Source organism: Slackia sp. CM382, from assembly GCF_000293015.1.
GTDB classification, from domain to species: domain Bacteria; phylum Actinomycetota; class Coriobacteriia; order Coriobacteriales; family Eggerthellaceae; genus Slackia; species Slackia exigua.
In genome coordinates, this window is the sequence record NZ_ALNO01000001.1 from 320683 (window position 1) to 339565 (window position 18883).

14 protein-coding genes are annotated in these 18883 nt (G+C 59.6%); all 14 read right to left on the bottom strand.

What is annotated here, in order from left to right; genetic code table 11:
* Position 1: 1 nt before the first annotated feature.
* Positions 2–1264 (bottom strand): hypothetical protein, encoded by a 1263-nt coding sequence (locus HMPREF1155_RS01310; protein WP_081501503.1) that lies wholly within the window; start codon positions 1262–1264, stop codon positions 2–4.
* Positions 1237–2652, bottom strand: a complete 1416-nt coding sequence (gene csm5, locus HMPREF1155_RS01315; RefSeq protein WP_009076598.1) for a type III-A CRISPR-associated RAMP protein Csm5 — start codon at positions 2650–2652, stop codon at positions 1237–1239. Before csm5 ends, HMPREF1155_RS01310 begins: the two co-directional genes overlap by 28 nt.
* A 5-nt stretch (positions 2653–2657) precedes the next feature.
* Positions 2658–3587 (bottom strand): type III-A CRISPR-associated RAMP protein Csm4, encoded by a 930-nt coding sequence (gene csm4, locus HMPREF1155_RS01320; protein WP_009076458.1) that lies wholly within the window; start codon positions 3585–3587, stop codon positions 2658–2660.
* 4 nt (positions 3588–3591) lie between these two features.
* Positions 3592–4245 (bottom strand): type III-A CRISPR-associated RAMP protein Csm3, encoded by a 654-nt coding sequence (csm3, locus tag HMPREF1155_RS01325; protein WP_009076182.1) that lies wholly within the window; start codon positions 4243–4245, stop codon positions 3592–3594.
* Between the two features lie 4 nt (positions 4246–4249).
* Positions 4250–4666, bottom strand: a complete 417-nt coding sequence (gene csm2 / locus HMPREF1155_RS01330) for a type III-A CRISPR-associated protein Csm2 (RefSeq protein WP_009075988.1) — start codon at positions 4664–4666, stop codon at positions 4250–4252.
* Between the two features lies 1 nt (position 4667).
* Complete coding sequence (gene cas10, locus HMPREF1155_RS01335) at positions 4668–6971, bottom strand: type III-A CRISPR-associated protein Cas10/Csm1 (protein ID WP_162130806.1); 2304 nt, start codon at positions 6969–6971, stop codon at positions 4668–4670.
* A gap of 17 nt (positions 6972–6988) precedes the next feature.
* Positions 6989–7750, bottom strand: coding sequence for a CRISPR-associated endoribonuclease Cas6 (gene cas6 / locus HMPREF1155_RS01340; protein WP_039993143.1), 762 nt, complete (start codon positions 7748–7750; stop codon positions 6989–6991).
* 242 nt (positions 7751–7992) lie between these two features.
* Positions 7993–10449 carry a phenylalanine--tRNA ligase subunit beta gene (gene pheT, locus HMPREF1155_RS01345; protein WP_009076549.1) on the bottom strand — a complete coding sequence of 819 codons (2457 nt, stop codon included), beginning with the start codon at positions 10447–10449 and terminating at the stop codon, positions 7993–7995.
* A gap of 14 nt (positions 10450–10463) precedes the next feature.
* A complete protein-coding gene (pheS, locus tag HMPREF1155_RS01350; protein ID WP_009076419.1) occupies positions 10464–11525 on the bottom strand; it encodes a phenylalanine--tRNA ligase subunit alpha in 1062 nt (353 codons plus the stop codon).
* A gap of 502 nt (positions 11526–12027) precedes the next feature.
* A complete protein-coding gene (gene rpmE / locus HMPREF1155_RS01355; protein WP_009076211.1) occupies positions 12028–12513 on the bottom strand; it encodes a 50S ribosomal protein L31 in 486 nt (161 codons plus the stop codon).
* Positions 12514–12767: 254 nt separating this feature from the next.
* Positions 12768–14840 carry a class I tRNA ligase family protein gene (locus HMPREF1155_RS01360; RefSeq protein ID WP_009076602.1) on the bottom strand — a complete coding sequence of 691 codons (2073 nt, stop codon included), beginning with the start codon at positions 14838–14840 and terminating at the stop codon, positions 12768–12770.
* Between the two features lie 140 nt (positions 14841–14980).
* Positions 14981–16201, bottom strand: coding sequence for a signal peptide peptidase SppA (gene sppA, locus HMPREF1155_RS01365; RefSeq protein WP_009076423.1), 1221 nt, complete (start codon positions 16199–16201; stop codon positions 14981–14983).
* A 56-nt stretch (positions 16202–16257) separates the two neighbouring features.
* Positions 16258–18006: a phospho-sugar mutase gene (locus tag HMPREF1155_RS01370; protein ID WP_009076236.1), complete on the bottom strand. Its 1749-nt coding sequence runs from the start codon at positions 18004–18006 to the stop codon at positions 16258–16260.
* A 220-nt stretch (positions 18007–18226) separates the two neighbouring features.
* Positions 18227–18853 (bottom strand): adenylate kinase, encoded by a 627-nt coding sequence (locus tag HMPREF1155_RS01380; RefSeq protein ID WP_006363092.1) that lies wholly within the window; start codon positions 18851–18853, stop codon positions 18227–18229.
* Positions 18854–18883: the final 30 nt, after the last annotated feature.

Here is an 18883-nt window from a genome sequence, read left to right on the forward strand (position 1 = left end):
GCTATTTCTTCAACTGACCAAGCAGACCCTTGTTCAAATCGTCGTAGTATCCAGACCGTGAACCGGCAAGCTTCATAAGGGAATCCAACACTTCCTGAAGAGGCATGCCACCCTCTTTTTCGATCCGCTCCCTCCTCACCTCTTGGATTTCATGCGCAAGGCCGTTTCGCACCTTCTTTTCAAAACACCTCAATTTACTAACAAGGCTTTTCACCTCAACATCTTCGCAGTATTCCTCAACAAGGGCCGAAAGGCATTCATTCGTAAGGTAGCGAGGTATGCCATTCGATGAGAGGCGACCAAAAACTCCGCTGAGCTTTTGGTCTTCCCTGATAGAAGCTTCGTCCAGCCTATCTCCGAAAGAGCCATCCCTTTTTCGCTTCAGATACCTTTTCTCCGGCAACACCCCGTGCAAAACCGACCTCATCACATGGGTGAACGCAGGAGTGACCATCCTAGCGAAGTCGCCATAATTCCCCTGGCGAAGCCGGACCTCCATGACCGAAAGAAACTCAGAAACAGAATTGTCGGCGCTACCTCTGCTCAGTCGTAAGCGATTAGCGGCGGCTTTAATTCCATTCATCGCCGATTGAGATAGGGTGCTCGACTTGCATGCCAGGCTTGCGGCTGCATCATAATCGTAGACATCGATCAATGTCGCGATGTTATCCTTCAGAAGTCGTTCCTTGAAATTAGGGAGCTCGATTGATTCCGCTCGGCATTCCATGCGCTCGTTATCAGGATTAAGCGCCCAAAGTACATCAAGATCGTAAGCGTCGGGGTTTTCTCGATCGTTCTTATCGTTCTCCCCCTTCCTCGGCGTGGGGACTTGAATAAGCTCAAGATTGAGCTGACCGAATGCCCCCAAGGCAACAAGGGCCTGTTCCATGGCAGGAGATCCCGAGGAAACGTTTACGAGAATACCCACATTCATCTCGCTCTTCGGCAGTCTTTTCAGCAGCTCTTCGAATTCAACGATGTAATGATCGAATCTATGAACCTGGCTATAAGGCGATGCGACGAGCTCCACCTTTGGACGTCCCTGACCCGTCGCGTCGCAGAGAAGCTCGATAGAACGCGTGTATCGCTGATCATCGTTCTGATGCGCCATCATGGTCGGGGAAAGGAACAGCACCACCTTGTCGGGCTTGCGCATCCTAACGATATGAAGCATTGGACCATCGCCCAGCTGCGTAATGGGATCTGCCGTCCCAATGGGAGAAAATAAAGTCGTCATCACCGCTCCTGAATCACGATCGAGCATTTACCCATTGGATATTTTTCATCGCCGATCATCCCGAATTTCATGGTATGCGGGGAAACCCCCAGGAATGGATCCTTCCAGTGGCGATGGTCGTCCTTTGCCTTCTTAAGCTTCCCTTTCCCATCAAACACAGCACGCATTTCTCGAGGCTTGAATGAAGCCTCTTCAACCTCCTGCCACAAGGACGGCCGCTTGCTCTTGTCGACCTTCGTGGGAAACTGCTCGAAAAGGGTGTGGGAAATTGCATCGATGCGTTTGGCATCATCGTCGAACAATGCGTTCAATACCGTTTTACTGTCGAAGTCGGCGCCGCCGCCCAGATAACATGTGATTTGCCGAGAAGCCTCCTGGCCCTTTGCCGCATCCTGATGTAGGCCGCAATATCCCGTCCCCCCAATCGCATGATTGCGACAACGTCGACCAGCCAGCGGGCCTGATTGAACAACGTAGTTGCAGAAGTCATCATCGGCGTCGCGGCCCCCGGTTCCCCCCGATTTCGAATCGTCTTCATACATATCCAGAAAGCACCGCTTGTATAAATCGAATGACTGTTCAAGCACTTTGCTTAAACAGTCTGCATCAAGAGCTCCGAAAGGCAGGAATCCATCGATGCGATCATCAATGGAAAGGGCGCAGGTTATCGTCGTGCCGGGCTTGATGCACTCTCGATAGATAGGGAGTTCGTTTCCTTTACGATATGCCTTATCGGAACGATTCCCCATATCATGCTTATGGCTGCCGTCATCCCTCTTCGAGAACTTATCGTACTTCTTCACGAACACCAGATCATCGACTGAAAGCGGTGCGGAATCCGAAACGGATACGTAATGCATAATGTCGTTCGACTGCTGCCGACCATCATGGTCGTAAAACACATCGCGCCAAAATGCGCGCTTTTGCATCGCGGAATCGGCACGAGACGTCCTGCCCCGCCTGGTCGGATCGACATAATCATCCAGGAACGAGACCCTATCCTCTAGGATCAAGGCACACATCAAGGCCGTACGAAGCATGCCCTTCACGCTCGACCCGGGCACGTAAGGCTTGCCATACGCATCTTTGATGCATTTCTGCACGGAAAAATACTGATACGAGCCCCTTCTGGCTCGCGCAGCTAATTCGTATGCGATGGAAGCCTGGGCAGCTCTCTTGAAGCTTGGGGCCTCGTCAAGTAAGTCCTGAAGGCCCTTCCTCGAATCCGTCTCAAGAAAGCTGCAATACCTTTCAAGCTGAGGAGAATCAAGCTTGCTCGCAAACTTATGGACGTCAAGAACGGCGATTTTATTCTTGCTGATGGAGAAGTAGTCTTTCTTGCCCAGATCCTCGCCCGAACCAATATGGACAGGTCCGACTGTCGTAAATGACATCGTATAGTTTCGAACGGCCATGGAAATCAAACCTCCATCCATAGCGCTCGAGCATAACGAAAGACGGGATGAGCTCCCAGCATTTCGTTCACATCGAACACCTTTCCGATGAACGTACGTCCAAAAACGGACCCTGATTCGAAGAGATACATGTCGCGCTTTTTTTGGGCCGTTGCCGCATGAGACGAAGACTGGACAAACCCTCCCCTTCGTATCAGCTTGTATTGAGCTCCTTTGATGAGACTGTCGCTCAGTTCGGCCTCCGTTGGCGCCGAGGTAGAAAGAAGGAGATGTCTTGAGCCTGCATCGCCAAGTCGTACCCCGTTAAGCATTCTCTCATCGAATATCTTATAGGTAAAACGTCCATAGCCGCTTGATCTTTTTCCACCCAATCCAGAGTACTGCAGGCCATCAAGTAGGGATTCCAAATCGAAGCTCCCTTTCACGATGAAATAAATGCCCGCCGACGGGTTGAATGAGAACCCGCCTACGTAATATGGCAGCGCATCTTCATCGTCCTCGCGGACAAGATTGACCTTCGTTTGCAGGAACGACCGGCCGATTCCTTGCTCGAAGATACGAAGTTCCTGTATTGCGTCGAAATCTCCTCTGAGGAATCCCTTGAATGAACGCGCGGGAATGTAGCTTAGTTTCTTGTGGGCCTTCTTAATACGAGAATCGGAAGCCGATGTCTCATCGGGAAGCGACGATGCCGGCGAAGCCATGAGCTTCGGCAGATACAGGTCTTCGCCTATGAAGGGGAACGCATCGCTTATCTGGCATTCGCCTCGATTGACGGCATCGAGCAACGCATCCGCCGAACCTGCTTTCAAGGCCTCGATATACAATGCGCTGAACAACGTTGCCGCATCGCATGCATACGCGCCGTCGGAAAGACGTCCTCGCCCGAAATGCACAGGGCCGGAGAAGAAGATTTTGACAATTCGCGTGCTCATGACATCACACAAGACTCGGAACGACGACGGATTCGTCGCCAGTAACTCGGATTGCCTTCAGGGATTTCATCACAACACGGCCATTCCCACGAGTGCCCCCACCACCCAGATAGTCATTTTCAAGAAGGCGAAAAGCCGTCTGAAGATTGGCGAAATCTTCGTCAATCTGACCCAGATCCTCGACGTTGTATATGATCTCCATCCTGAATTCGGCACCTCTTACGACCCGTTCGATCTGACGAGGATTGGCCTCGGAGGTCAGACGGTCGATGGTGTTCTCGAATTTGGTTTCGAAGACCTGAGGAAGACTTCCTTTATTGACGAGAAAACAATCCGAAAACTGAAGCCGAGACATCTGAAGCCCCGTTCCATCGACATTGCTGCCCTTCTGTGCTGAACCGAATAGACGCTTGACCTCGAAGCAATCGCCTTCGAAGCCTTCTGTTCCCTTCTTAGGCACAGAACCCTTGTCACGAGCCAGAAGAGAACGCAGCTTCCCCTTAAGCGTCGAACCTGGGATGATGGGCTCATGAGAAAGAGGGTCGCGTACAACCGGCGAGTCGATAGCCCCGATAGCGCTGAAAGAATCGTCTCCGCCAATATGCAAGCCGGTCTTCACTTCGATGATTCCCTCGATCTTTATCTTCGTAAAGCTCATGGTTTTATTCCTTCCCGCCATAGAACTTGAAATACGCGACCAGGCTCTCTGCGTATCGACAATACAGAATGAATTGATCGTAAGATTCAATCCGACCAATCAGCTCCCGCAAGCCCGTCTTGCTCAAGAACGCTTTCACCGAGTCGTCTCGACCGGCCTCATATGCCATCTTAACCTTGAGATATTGGAGGTCAGTTCTATGCTCTTCGAAATCGTCGAGCGTGCCGACCTTGGTGTATATATTCATGACCAGAGAATACAGTCGCCTGAGTTTGGTGGTGGTTAGGCCGCAAAACGCCTCATTGTTCTTATTGCGTTCGCTCGAAAGACGCCTCATCACCTTCTCTGCAGAATCGGCGTAATTCATTTCATCCAAAACCAAGTTATCGTCGAGCTTCATATGAACCAACTTCTTCGCCACGCTAGCCCCTCTCTCGTATCGAATACACATACCATTCAAGCGCAGTGACGAGATACTTGCGCTCTCGCTTGTCTTGGGCCCAATCGTATAGTTTCTTGCTCGACTCTGTCCCTTCGGGGACATCGGCGAAGCTGCGCGCAAGAAGATATGCGAGTCTTGGTGCCGAAATCGCATCATCGGAATTGCGCAAAAGCCCTACCAGCTTGTATATGAACGCCTTGCCCTTTTCATTACGATCGAACATGTCGTGTATCTCCTGCAAGCGAGGAGCGACCGATCCGATGAATTCTTCCCAACCAAAAACCTGGTCCCCAGACCAGAGGGCAACAGCATCCTTCGTTTTATTCCTGTCGACGGGAGACCTGTACATCTTCGCCGCATCCTCGAGAGAACCCGTCTCAGCGGCCATGCGGGCAATGGGGAATTTCTTGTCGAACATTCCAATTCCGGCGCTAATGGTCAGAGACCCATTTCCTGTGAACGCATCGAGGGCCTTCCGAATGTCGATGGCGGCGTATATGATGTCGCACCAGTTTCCGATGATGAACAGGTCATCGCCACCCGAATAAATGATTTGCGCCTGGTATCCCCCATTTGAAAGCACTTCATTGATTTTGCATTTGAAGAAATAGCTCATGGAACGGCTTAACGTAGCCGTTCGGCTTATCGAAGCCTTCTCCTCAGGCAGTCCATGGGAAAACGTGATACCCAGATTATCAACATCCGCCCTAAGGACGCCGAGCCTCTCTATTCCTAGGCTATGGTGCGCACCCTCTACAGGAGGAAGAGTGATACCCGATGAAGCGTATTCTGCAATCTCCCCCTTGTCATTCGCCGTGTAATCTCCCATCCAGATGTGGGTAGCCAGTCCGACTCCGACATCCCATGAGTTCTTGGTGTAGAGACGTGTTGCACCGGGCTTTTTCGCAAGATACTCTTCTCTTGAATACATATGCAGCGTTTTTCCGAAAGGCAATGCCAGACCTTCGTCTTCATCGGTTACAACGAAGACGCTTTTTCGAACCAGATCTTTGGAAATGCCCTCCAGTTCAGCGCAAAGGGCGCATTTGCCATCGGAGTTCAATGAAAGATCGGAACGATGGCACTCCGTGCATTCACGGCTGTGGTCAATTCCCTCCGTGTCGCCGAAGTTCAGGGAATAGAGCTCCTTGGCGTCGTATCGGGATGCCTTCACCTCGGAAAGACGAGCGCTCAGGCTCTGAAACATCTTTTGATAGCAATGTCTGTCGTCGCCCTTGTTGGCCAAATCGTTCGAACTGCACGGAATGCACGCGCTTGCGATATATAGATCGTTACGATAATGCTCCAAGAACCAAGACTTGAGTTCCGCGTTCACCGAGTCGAACGCATGCTTCGCCTTCACGGTGTTCGGCAGCAGCATATACGCATGTCCGCCTCCTGTATACAGAAGGTTTGCCCGGGTAAGCCCTGCTCGATCGATGAACTCATCGACAATATGCTCGAGAAGCATTTCGAGATACATGCTCCGTGCACGCAGCTGCTTGAGTGCCTTAGATCCGCTGATGTTATAAATAAAGTCTTGGATGCCGCTCATGTCGCACGAGCACAGGAGAAACATAGGGGCATCGTAGTATTCACCCGAAGAGCTTTTGTCGAATAGAGCCTCTTGATAATTGGCTATGCCTCGCTCATCAAGATACTCATAAATGCACGTGGCTACGCCTGCGGTCGTCTTGGCATGGTCGAACAAAGAAACATCGATGAGCTGGGAAACGTTCGTTGAAGAAGGAACGGCATGAAGCCAAGCCTCCAACACGTTGATCATTGAATTGACGTGCTTCCACGAGACTTCCGTCTTGATAAGATTCTTTCGCAGACCCTCGCGAATCGCATTGTAATCATCATGCTCGATGACATTATCGTCATGATGCCCATTGATAATGTTGAAGACTTTTCTTAGTTTTGCGTCTCGATCGAAGAACATCGTCCGTCCTTCGTCGCCCTCATTCTTCCTATCCATACCGGCCGAGATATTGTCGGCGAAATACGTGATATAGGCTAACGAATCGCTTGAGAGCGAGGCGGAGGTCATTTCCTTCGCATGATGGTATCGAATCTGCTCGACGATTCGAAAACCGGTCTCGCCATCGTAGCCCGAATTGGAAGGAGCTACTTCATCTTTTATGAAGTCAGAGCCAAGCTTGGAATGAGTGCCTTTCCCGGACTCCCCTCGATACACCACCTTACCGATGTCATGCAGCAACGCCCCAAACGCCAAGGCTGTCTTCAGCCGCAACCGTTCCTCATCATTGATATCGGCCATAGGGCCTTCATCTGAAGCTACCGACATCGCATTCCTCCCATCCCCATCGATGTTTTTATCCCGATTCCAGAATACTCCCCGAATTTCGAAAGCATATGCACGAGACCGGTCAACGCCTGAGACCCCCTGATGGACAATCTTAAGGAGCCAACGAACGCCGGCACTTTTCGCGACTCATTCATCGCATGACTGAAATATTGAGAGCGAAGGTCGTAAGATGCCATGCGAACGTTCTGCTCTATGAATTCAAGCGTGCCCGGATCGATCTCCTTTTCATTCTCGTAAACCTGACCGTAGCGCATCAAAAGGTTTTGGAATATAAGCCTGACCGAAGGCATGAACATATATGATCCCGATTGCTTGAAGGATGCAGGCGTAATAAAGGTTATCGACTGTTTCGATGATTCGTCTGCATAAATTGAATCCGTTAGATCCTTGAGCGATATGGTCTCTAAAGTTCGTTGCTCAACAGGAAGCGAAAGATGGAGAGACTTTATCTCTATGGAATCTACCAACTGAATCGGAGCAGCGATCTGCTCGAATGCTTCATTCGTAAGAGTTGAAATGCGCCACTTAAGAGTTTTCCCGTTATCGCCAAGAAAACAATACTGACTGTAGGGGTTAAACGGAAGCCCATGAAGATACGTGGCGTAATCGCTTGCGATGCATTCCATCAGAAAACCTTGGAGAAAAGGACCCATGGAAGCGACTTGACCTCTGGACATTGCTATATCTTCAGACAACGAAAAACGTAGCTCGAGCGTTGAGAGATGCTGCATTGAACCATCCTGAATCTAAAGACGCTTCCTCTCCCCGTATTATCCCGCAATCTATCCCCAAGGAAGGAATGGGTTCGAAGAAACCGACCGCAAATCGTCATCAATCCGATGAATGGTCCAACGACCTATACGGGAAATGGCCTGAAATTCTACTTTTCAGGCCATTTCGAAACATTCTGTTATAGAGCTGTCCTAGCTCGAACAACCTCTTATAGTTCTCTTCGAATCGCTAGGTCCTTGCCCTACCGCACCTCCGCCCCCGTCGCGCGGCAAACCTTCGCACGCAATTTCTCATGCGCCTTGTCCACTTCATCGCTGGTCAGCGTGCGATCGGCGGCACGGTACGTGAGCGCGTAGGCCATCGACTTCTTCCCCGGCCCGACGTGCTCGTCGTCGCGGTACACGTCGAAGAGCCGCGCGCCTTCCAGCAGCGCTCCGCCGGCCGACTTCATGCACTGCATAAGCTTCTCGTCGCTCACGTCCTCGTCCACGACGAACGCAATGTCGCGCTGCACGCCCGGGAATTGCGGCACGTCCACGTAATCCCTCGCCGGCCTCATGTCGCGCTCGAGCGCATCCGCATCCAGTTCGAACGCCACCACCGGCGCCTTCGCGCCGTACGCCTCCACGGCCAACGGATGGATCTCGCCCACCCAGCCGATCACATCGCCGCCCGACATCATGACGGCTGCGCGGCCCGGCTGCAGGTGCGTGGCCTCATCAACCCCGAGCGCCTTGAACTTCACTTTGGGAAGCGCCAGCTCGCGCGCCACGTTCTCCAGCACGCCCTTGCCGTCGAAGAAATCGAACGCCGCAGGTTCCGCATTCCAGGCCTTCTGACCCATCGCGCCCGCCAGCACGCCGGCCACGCGCCTCTTCTCGCGCGGCTTCTTGGATCCCTCGTGCGCGAAGAACACGGTGCCCACCTCGTAGAGCTGGATATCGGCCACGCCATGGCTCTGGTTATACGCCACGCTGCGCAGCAGGCCCGGCACGATCGAGCGGCGCATGAACGCGTGGTCGGCATTCATCGGGTTGATGAGCTCCGCCGCCTCGCCCATGCCCTCTTCGCGCATGCGCAGAAGCTCCAGATCGTCCCCGCCGGCGAACGAATAGGTCATCGTCTCGTTCAGGCCCGACGCCGTCATCGCGCGATGCACGATGCGCTCGCATTCCTGGCGCCGCGTGCGCACGCCCACACGCCCGCGACCGGCCGGCAGCGTGGATTCGATGCGGTCCATGCCGTAAAGGCGCAGCACCTCTTCGTACAGGTCGATCTCGCGCTCCAGGTCGGGGCGGAACGTCGGCACGGTCACGCGCAGAACGCCCTCGGCATCCCCTGCCGCAACCGCGCACCCCAGACGCGTGAGCGAACGCGTGATGAAGTCGACCGGGATGGCGGCCCCCATCATCCTCTGGAAGCGCTCGATGCGGAACGGCAGCACGAGAGCCTGCGCATCCGCGTGCGCCCACACATCCACGCGACCTGCGCACACCGTGCCGCCTGCCACCTCGGCGATGAGCGCGGCGGCATAATCGCTGCGCGCATCGATGCCGGCATCGTCCACGCGACGTTCGTAGCGGATGGACGAATCGCTCATGAGCCCCAGGTTACGGCTCGTGCGGCTCGTATGCGCCGGGCTGAACGTCGCGGCTTCGAGCAGGATGTTCACCGTGCCCTCGGTCACTTCCGAATCCAGCCCGCCCATGACGCCCGCAAGCGCCACCGCGCGCTTCGGCGTGGCGATGACCGTCATATCGGGCGTGAGCGCGCGCTCTTCCCCGTCAAGCGTCGTGAGCTTCTCGCCTGCATAGGCCGCACGCACGATAATGCGCGCCGCGCCGTCTTCAAGGTCGAGCGTGTCGAAATCGAACGTATGCAGCGGCTGTCCCAACTCGAACAGCACGTAGTTGGTCACGTCCACCACGTTGTTGATGGAACGCTGGCCGATGGCGGCAAGGCGTTCGACCAGCCAATCGGGCGATGGCCCCACCTTCACGCCGCGGATGAGGCGCGCCGTATAGCGCGGGCTTAGGGCCGCGTCGGTCACCTCAACGCTCACCTGGCCGTCGATGCGCTCGTCGGATTCCTGAAGCGCGCGCGTCGGCATGCGGAAGTCCACGTCGTACATCGCGCCCACCTCGCGCGCGAAACCCACGACCGACAGGCTGTCGGGACGGTTCGGCGTGATTTCCAGATCGAGCACCGTATCGGCCAAGCCCTGATACTCGGCGAAGGGAACGCCCACGGGCGCGTCTTCGGGAAGGATCATGATGCCCGTATGGTCGCTGCCGAAGCCGAGCTCGCGCGCGGAGCAGTTCATGCCGCACGACGCCACGCCCCGCAGCTTCGATTTCTTGATCTTGATGCCGCCGGGAAGCTCGGCGCCCACGAGCGCCACGACGATATGGTCGCCCGCGTTGAAATTCTGCGCTCCGCAGACGATCTGCAGCGGCTTGGGCGCGCCGTCGGCCCCGAGGTTCGCCTCGCCCACATCCACCTGGCAGACCCACATATGGTCGCTGTCAGGATGCGCGTCCTTGCTGATGACGCGGCCCGTTACGATATGGTCGAACGCGTCGCCCAGACGCTCCACGCCTTCCACGCCCGTGCCCGTCAGGTCGAGCCGGTCGCAGAACGCCTGCACGTCAGAGGGGACCTCGACGTATTCGGAAAGCCACTTCAGAGATATCTTCATGCCCGTCTCCCCTCTTAGAACTGACGCAGGAACCGCATGTCGCCGTCGAGCAGCATGCGCAGGTCGGGAACGTTGTATTTGAGCGCCGCGATGCGCTCCACGCCGATGCCGAACGCGAAGCCCGAGTACTTCTCGGGATCGATGCCGACGAAGCCGTAGACGTTCGGGTCCACCATGCCGCAGCCCAGCACCTCGATCCAGCCGGTGTGCTTGCAGAAGCGGCAGCCTTCGCCGTGGCAGATGCCGCAGCTCACGTCCACCTCGGCCGAGGGCTCGGTGAACGGGAAGTAGTGCGCGCGGAAACGCGTCTTGCGGTCTTCGCCGAAGATCTGCTTGCACAGGTAATCGAGCGTGCCCTTCAGGTCGCCGAAGGTGATGCCCTCGTCCACGACCAGGCCTTCGATCTGGTGGAACTGCGGAAGATGCGAAGGATCGGCCACATCGCGGCGATAGACCTTGCCCGGCGCGATGACGTAGATCGGCGGCTTGCGGTCCTCCATCGTGTGCACCTGCACGCCCGAGGTCTGGCTGCGCAGCAGCACATCGGACTCGCCGCGCACGCGCGAGACGTCGCCCGAGCGGTCGACCAGATAGAACGTGTCCTGCATGCCGCGCGACGGATGGTCGGCCGGCGCGTTCAGCGCTTCGAAGTTATAGTAGTCGGTTTCGGCCTCGGGGCCGGTCACGACCGAATAGCCCATGCCGAGGAAGATCTCGGACACCTCTTCGATGATGGAGGTGATCAGATGGCGCGAGCCGATCTGCTGCGCGCGGCCGGGAAGCGTCACATCCACGGCCGCAGCGCTCATGCGGGCCGAAAGCTCTGCCTGCTCAAGCGATGCCTTGCCCGCCTCGAGCGCCTGCTCGACGGCGACGCGCACCTCGTTGACGGCCTTGCCGACCGCCGCGCGCTCTTCCTTGGGAACCTGTCCCATGCTGCGCAGATACCCGGTCAGCGACCCTTTCTTGCCGAGCACGCCCACGCGCACCTGCTCGAGCGCCGACGTGTCGCCCGCCGCGGCGATCGCTGCGAGGGTTTCGTCCTTGAGCTGGGAAAGCTCGTCGACCAATGCCATTTCACGCCTTCCTTCCTCCCGCGACGAAGCGTGTCCGCCGCAGCGTCGAACCGACGCGCGCCGAAGCCGCGCGTACCTGTTCGCCCCATCAAAAAAAAGCCTCTCTCGCCTCAGAGTCCGGACGAATCCGGAATCCAAGGACGAGAGAGGCTCTCGCGGTACCACCCTGGTTGATGCGCGGCGACGAGAACGCCGTGCGCATCCGCTTGTCTGCCCTATGACGGGAGCGCCCGTCGCAGCCTACTTGACGTCCGCACGGTCTGCAAGACCGCGCCCCGTGTTCAGCCGCGCTGCTCGGAAGGGAATCGATGCCGGGCGACGACGGAAGCCTTCCAGCCGAGGGGCTTCTTCTCTGGTGTCGCGCCGCATGGCGTCGCTGTCTTCGTCAACGCATGTGCTCGCGCAAGTATAGCGCAAGGAGGAAGCGCCCGCCCGAGACAGCATGAAAAAGACCCGCCGAAGCGGGTCTTATCTCGTGCGATATATGCGAGCCGAACCCGTGTTACTCGGCAGCGGCCTCGGTGGCCTCGGCCGGAGCTTCGACGGCTTCGGGAGCGGCTTCGACTGCACCCTCTTCGGCGGCTTCCGCAGGAGCGGCTTCCTCGGCGGCGGCAGCAGCGGCAGCGGCCTTGGCGGCCTCTTCCTCGGCCTTCTTGGCGAACTCGGCGGCACGGGCGGCCTTCGCGGCGGCCTTGGCCTCGCGCTCGGCCTTCTTCTTGGCCTCGGCCTCGGCGGCAGCGGCGGCCTTGGCGGCCTTGCGGGCGGCTTCACGCTCGGCGACGGCGGAAGAAGCGCTGCCGAACTTGTTCGCGAAGCGCTGGACGCGTCCGCCGGTGTCGATCAGCTTCTGGGTGCCGGTGAAGAACGGGTGACAGGCGTTGCAGATCTCAACGCGCAGCTCGGGCTTGGTGGAGCGGGTGGTGAAGGTGTTGCCGCAGGTGCAACGGACTTCGCACTCCATGTATTCGGGGTGGATTCCCTGCTTCATGATGGGTTCTCCTTTTCATGCCTTGGTTTCCGACCAAGGCGAGACAGCCTGAGAATGATACCACAGGGCGCAAGAGCGGAGAAGGCGGCTTCTCGCCGCACGCCTTCCCCGTCATGAAACGCACAAGCCGCACCGCCACGAGATGGAGGCCGCGACGAACGCAGGCAGGCGCGTTCCGCTGTCCTGGGCATGACCCGCCACGGCGACCGGTGAAGAAGCCATGTCGGCCATCCGACGCAGAAAGGCGGCCGCCCCTATTTGAACTGGCTCGGATGCTTGCCGAAGAAGTCGGTGCGCGGCGGCAGCTCCTTGACGGCATGGGCGCCGGACGCGGCCTCGTCCGCATCGCAGAGCTCGGCCATGGATGCGAACGGCGCATGCCAGCTGAACACGCGCTCAGGCGCGATCTGCAGGTATTCGGCGATCATCTCGCAGCCGGCGGGCGCCACCGGATGCATGAGCAACGCGCAGACGCGCAGCAGGTAGAAGCTGTCGGCAAGCACCTGGCGGCGCGCCGCATCGTCGTCCTCATGCTCCGCATCGCGGATGCCGTCGGCCCAATGCTTCTGCGCGGCGCGGATGAATTCATCCATGAGGCTCATGACCGCATGCAGCGATGCGGCCTTCATCAGGCGCTCGTATTCATGCAAAGCCGCATGTGCGCGCTCCACCACGTCGGGCGCGGGCGCATCGAGCGGCATCATGCCGTCGAAGTTCTTGGCCGCCTCGTAGAAGCAGCTGCGCGCCAGGCGGTTGAACACGTTCGTGAGCAGCGCGCCTTCTTTGAGCACCGGGTCGGCGACGCGCGGATCGGCGCGCTTGGCCTCGTCGGGGTCGAAGGGCTTGGGCTTGAAACCCACCGACTTCTGATCCAGGCCGAGCGCGAGCCAGTGCGCGCGCAGCTGGTCGACCGTGTACCAGTCGAGCAGTTCGTCGGCCGAAGGCGGCTTCGTCGCGCCCGAGCTGGACGCCTTCGTCTTGCCGAACAGGATGTGATGGTTGGCGATCAGACGCGTCTGGCGCAGCTCGTCGCCCGACGGATAGGCCTCCATGCGGTCGCCCTCTTCGAAGGCCGCCCAGAGCGCCGGCTGCACCACGCCGTAGAAATACAGGTTGTCCTGGCCGATGAACTGATAGACCTGCGCGTCGTCTGAGCACCACCAATCCTTGAAGGCGCTCCACGCATAGGCGCCGGGATCGGCCTGCGCCGCGCTTCCGCACGCGCCCGACTCGGCCCGGTGCAGCAGCGCCGCGATGGAGAAGCTCACGGGAGCCCAGAGGCTTTCCGGCCAGCACCAGCACGTGAGTCCCGACACGCCGTCCATCTCGGGAACGGGAACGCCCCAGGCCACATTGCCGGACAGGCGGAACGGCACGAGCGTCTTGCCCGTGCGGATCTTGAGTCCCGCATGCAGGAGCGCATCGCGCGCGGCATCGCGGTCGTCGATCGAGGCGAATTCGATCGTGAACGATTGCTTGCCGCCCTCGGCCTCGTGGAATTCGTGCGCGGGCAGGCTGTCCGCCAACGCGCGGTAGTCGTCTTGAAGCTCGTTCTTGATGTAGATGACGGGCGCTGCCAGAAACTCGCCCACGGCCTTGGACACCACGGCGCGCACATCGGGATCGGCCGCGTTGTCGGCGTTCACGCGAGCGATCTGCTCACGGAAATTCGGCAGGTCGAAGTACCAGTTCTCGACCGGACGCATCTCGGGCGCCTTGCCGGACACGGCGCTGATCGGGTTGATGAGCTCTTCGGGCGAGAACTGATGCCCCAGATCGCATTCATCGGCGTAGGCCTTCTCGGATCTGCAGCCCTGCACCGGGCAGTGGCCCGTCACCTGGCGTCCGTTCAAGAAGACGCCCGCTTCGGGATCGAAGAACTGCAGCGTGCTGCGGCGCATGAGGTGCCCGTTGGCATGCAGGCGGTCGAAGACGCCCCGGGTGAGGCGCTCGTGGATGCCGGCGCTCGCGCCCAAACACGACCCCTCGTAGACGGACAGGCTGATGCCGTACGCGTCAAGCGTCGCCTTCTGGGCGTCATGGTTGCGGCGGACGTAGTCGACGATGGTGCCTTGGAAAGGCTCCTCCGTATCGGAGCCTTCGCACGCCCTGCGATAGCCCTCGTCGATCGGAGAGCCGTAGCAGTCGGTGCCCGACACGAAGAGCACCTCGTCGGCCCCGATGCGGTCGCGCAGGAAGCGCGCGTAGGCGTCGGCAGGGACGAATACGCCGGCCACGTGGCCGAAATGCAGCTTCTTGTTGCCGTACGGCATGCCCGCCGTGACGACCGCGCGGCGCGGCCATTCGATATCGGAAACGTAGTCCATGCGATGCTTCCCCTTATGCATTCGTGAGCCGATACGATGAATCGCGCATGTTCGGCAGCGCCTTCGCCCGAGACGGGATGCGAAGCCGGCTGACGGCAACCTCCGAAAGGCGACCTCAGGCCAGGGCGAAACGGCGCGCCCTACCTGACCGTATGCGCCTCGTCGAGCTTGGCGAGGGCGGCGGCCAAGTCGTCCGCGCTGATGGAAACCTTCGTCGAGCCCGAGATGCCGAGCAGCGACGCCAGGTCGGACCGCGAAGGATCGGCGTGCACGACATCGAAGTCGCCCTTGATGCCGCCAAGCTCCGCAGCCTTCGCGAGCGCGTCGTCGTAGGTGCCGATCTCGTCGGCAAGGCCGTTGGCGACCGCGTCGTCGCCGGTGAATTCCATGCCCGTGGCAAGTTCCTGGACCTGGGCGACGCTCATGCCTCGCCCCGAGGCAACCGAAGACACGAACTGGGCGTTGATCTGGCTGACAAGATTCTGGTAATACTCCCGCTCCTCATCGGTCAGCGGACGCGTGCCGTACGACGAATCCTTGGATTCGGCCGATGCGATGCTGTTCACCTTGATGCCGAGCTTATCGAGCAGCTCGGACGCGTCGTAGGTCTGCATGATCGTGCCGATGGCGCCGATGGCCGTCGAATGGTTGACGTAGATGTAGTCGGCTTGGCTCGATATCTCGTATGCCGCCGAACAGTTGATGGACGCGCTCGACACCACGATAGGCTTGTCGAAACCAGCGATGAGCTGAGACATCTCTTCGCCTGCGGTGGACGTGCCGCCGCCGGAATTGACGCGCAGGACGACGGCCTTGATATCGTCGTCGGCTTCGACGCTCTTGAGCGCCGCACGCAGGCCCTCGGGGCTGCAGGCGCTGCCGTCGTATCCGATGGTGCCGCTCATCGTGATGACCGCCACCGAATCGCCGTAGGTCGAAAGGTTCGAGGCGTCGCCCGCCGATCCGATGGACGAAAGCGAGCCTATCGCCGCAGAGCACGAGGCGGCGCCGATGCCGAAGATGAGCACGATGGCCGCGGCCACGATGCCGAGCGCGATCAGCCCGCTATGGGATTGCTTCGCAGGAGCGGCCGCGACCTGAGCGGCCGGCGCCGCCGGAGCCGCGAAGCCTGCCGCGGGCACCGCCTGAGGCTGCGCATATCCAGGCTGTTGAGAGGGCTGGAAGGCCTGCGGCTGGAATGAGGCAGGCTGGCCTGCGGTTTGGGGCTGGCCGTACTGCGGCCGATCGGCGGCTTGCGCCTGACCCGCACCCTGAGGCTGCCCTGCGGCCTGCGGCTGCGTCGGCATGCCGAAACCCTGATTCGTTCCGTCGTTCATGGGGTATGCCTTTCCTTCGTCCATACGTCCCTATGGTATCCGATGCCGCGCACGCGTCATGCGAGATGCCCGCAGATTCATCAGGCAAGCAGCATGCGGGCGGCGGAATCCAGGCGCTCGAGCAAGGCCTGCGCCTCGCCCTGCGTCGGCGCCGCGGCGAAGACGTAGGCCTTCACCTTCGGCTCCGTGCCGCTCGGACGCACGATGACCTTGCAGCCCGCCTCGAGCCGCAGCTCAATGACGTCGGCGGCGGGCAGGACCTGATGGCCGAAATCATGGTCCTCGCCCTCCCGTCCACACGCCGCCCCGCATGACGCCCCGCCCACGACCGGCATGGGAGCGCCTGCCGCGTAATCCACGATCTTCTCGACCGCAAGCCCTCCCAGGCGCGTGGGCGCCGAGGCGCGCAACCCTTCCATGATGCGGCGCATCATCGCCGCGCCGTCGGCGCCGGGGAATTCGACCGAGATCGTGCGGTTGAGCACATGGCCGAAGCGGCTATAGAGCCCATCGAGAGCATCGATCAGGGTGCGCCCCTGCGCACGGCAGTCGCGCGCCATCTCGCAGATGAGCATCGATGCGACGACGGCGTCCTTGTCGCGCACGTGCGTGCCGGCAAGGTATCCGTAGCTCTCCTCGAACCCGAAGAGGAAATCGGATGCGCGGCCGGCGGCTTCGAGCAGGCCGATCTGCCGGCCGATGTATTTGAAGCCCGTCAGCGTGCGGCGCAGCTCGAAGCCGTACGCGCGCGCGAGCGCATCGACCATGGACGTAGAGACGATCGTGGTGACGGCGACACATCCGTCCAAGCCGCCCTGCGCGTCGCGACGGGCGCGGGCAAGGTAGTCCAACAGCAGGATGCCCATCTCGTTTCCGCTGATAAGGCGATACGCACCCTGATGGCGCACGGCCACGCCGACGCGGTCGGCATCCGGGTCCGTGGCGATCAGCAGGTCGGCGCCCGTCTCCTCGCAGAGCGCCAGGCCGCGCTCAAGCGCCTCGCGCGTCTCGGGATTGGGATACGGACAGGTCGGGAAATCGCCGTCGGGCACCGCCTGCTCCTCGACGAGCGTCACGTCGGACACGCCGATGCGCGCGAGGATGCGCGAGACGCATTCGAGGCCCGTTCCGTTCAAGGGCGTGTACACGACGCTCAAGGGGCCGCGCGCATCGGAGACCGACTGCGCGGCGACGGCATCGATGAACGCGTCCACGACCGCATCGTCGATCCACGAGACGAGGCCCGCGCGCACGGCATCGTCGAGATCCATGCAGCGCACGTCGTCGAAGGGATCGACCGCGTCGATGGCTGCGGAGATGTCGGATGCGGTCTGCGAAGCGATCTGGCAGCCGTCCGCGCCGTAGACCTTGTAGCCGTTATAGGCCGCGGGATTATGGCTCGCCGTCACGTTGATGCCTGCAGAGCAGCCCAAACGGCGCACCGCGAAGGAAAGCGTCGGCGTCGGCTCGATGCGCGGGAACACGAGCGCGCGGATCCCGTTGGCCGCTAGGACGCCGGCGATGCGGCGGACGAAGGCTTCTCCCCCGTTGCGGGAATCGCGCGCGATGGCGACCGACGGCGCGTCGAAACGTTCGTTCAGGTAGCGCGCAAGCCCCTGCGTCGCGCGGCCGACGGTATAGACGTTCATGCGATTCGTGCCGACGCCCAGGATGCCGCGCAGCCCGGCCGTTCCGAACGAAAGGTCCCGATAGAAGGCATCTGCCAGATCCTCGGACGATTTCCGCCTCATGCCGGCAAGGTCGCGGGCAAGCTCGGGGTCTTCCACGCGACGCGCCCATAGATCGGCGAGGCTTTCGATATCACGCATCCGAACCTTCTTTCATCGACGAACGTTCTGGAAAACGCCGGCACGGGGCGAAGCCATGAAGCGATGCGGCCGTGAAGGCCGCGATCCGCGCGACCGGAACCCGCATCCGCGAAACGCTCGGACGCGCGCCGCCGCGAGCGGGACATGAAAGGGTGCGAACCGAAACCGGTTCGCACCCTTGAAACCTCGGATCGCCCTCGACCGAACGCATCGACGCGGCCTAGAGATCAAGCAGCGCCTTGACGTCGGCATAGACCGTATCGACCGGACGGTTTCCGTCGACCGTCAGAAGCAGGCCCTTGCCTTTGTAATAGTCGATGAGCGGAGACGTGCTGCGCTCGTAGACGGACAGGCGGTTGCGCACGGTGGCTTCGTTGTCGTCGTCGCGCTGGTACATCTCGCCGCCGCACTTGGGGCAGGACGCGTCGGCCACGGTGCCGATGGCGCCGCAGTCTTTGCAGCAACGACGCGAGGTCAGGCGGTCGACGATGGCGTCGAAGGGCACGTCCACGAGCAGAGCGCCGTCGAGCGGACGCTTGAGTTGGGAAAGCAGCGCGTCCAGAGAGACGGCCTGGGCCGTTGTGCGGGGGAAGCCGTCCAGGATGAAGCCCTTGGCGGCATCCGGTTCCTGCAGGCGCTCGTTCATCAGGTCGATGATCAGGGAGTCGGGCACAAGCTCGCCGGCGTCCATGTAGGACTTGGCCTTCTTGCCGAGTTCGGTCTGGTTCTTGACCGCCGCGCGGAGGATGTCCCCCGTGGAGATGTGCGGCGTGCCGAACTCTTCGACGAGCTTCGCGGCCTGCGTGCCCTTGCCGGCACCCGGCGCGCCCAACAGTACGATATTCATGCGCGAACTTCCTTTCTGTCGCTACGGTGC

Excerpts from the sequence above, each read along its gene's own strand:
- HMPREF1155_RS01310 (WP_081501503.1), bottom strand. The coding sequence starts at position 1,264 with ATGCTCGATCGTGATTCAGGAGCGGTGATGACGACTTTATTTTCTCCC.
- csm5 (WP_009076598.1), bottom strand. The coding sequence starts at position 2,652 with ATGGCCGTTCGAAACTATACGATGTCATTTACGACAGTCGGACCTGTC.
- csm4 (WP_009076458.1), bottom strand. The coding sequence starts at position 3,587 with ATGAGCACGCGAATTGTCAAAATCTTCTTCTCCGGCCCTGTGCATTTC.
- csm3 (WP_009076182.1), bottom strand. The coding sequence starts at position 4,245 with ATGAGCTTTACGAAGATAAAGATCGAGGGAATCATCGAAGTGAAGACC.
- cas10 (WP_162130806.1), bottom strand. The coding sequence starts at position 6,971 with ATGGCCGATATCAATGATGAGGAACGGTTGCGGCTGAAGACAGCCTTG.
- cas6 (WP_039993143.1), bottom strand. The coding sequence starts at position 7,750 with ATGCAGCATCTCTCAACGCTCGAGCTACGTTTTTCGTTGTCTGAAGAT.
- pheT (WP_009076549.1), bottom strand. The coding sequence starts at position 10,449 with ATGAAGATATCTCTGAAGTGGCTTTCCGAATACGTCGAGGTCCCCTCT.
- pheS (WP_009076419.1), bottom strand. The coding sequence starts at position 11,525 with ATGGCATTGGTCGACGAGCTTTCCCAGCTCAAGGACGAAACCCTCGCA.
- rpmE (WP_009076211.1), bottom strand. The coding sequence starts at position 12,513 with ATGAAGCAGGGAATCCACCCCGAATACATGGAGTGCGAAGTCCGTTGC.
- HMPREF1155_RS01360 (WP_009076602.1), bottom strand. The coding sequence starts at position 14,840 with ATGGACTACGTTTCCGATATCGAATGGCCGCGCCGCGCGGTCGTCACG.
- sppA (WP_009076423.1), bottom strand. The coding sequence starts at position 16,201 with ATGGACGAAGGAAAGGCATACCCCATGAACGACGGAACGAATCAGGGT.
- HMPREF1155_RS01370 (WP_009076236.1), bottom strand. The coding sequence starts at position 18,006 with ATGCGTGATATCGAAAGCCTCGCCGATCTATGGGCGCGTCGCGTGGAA.
- HMPREF1155_RS01380 (WP_006363092.1), bottom strand. The coding sequence starts at position 18,853 with ATGAATATCGTACTGTTGGGCGCGCCGGGTGCCGGCAAGGGCACGCAG.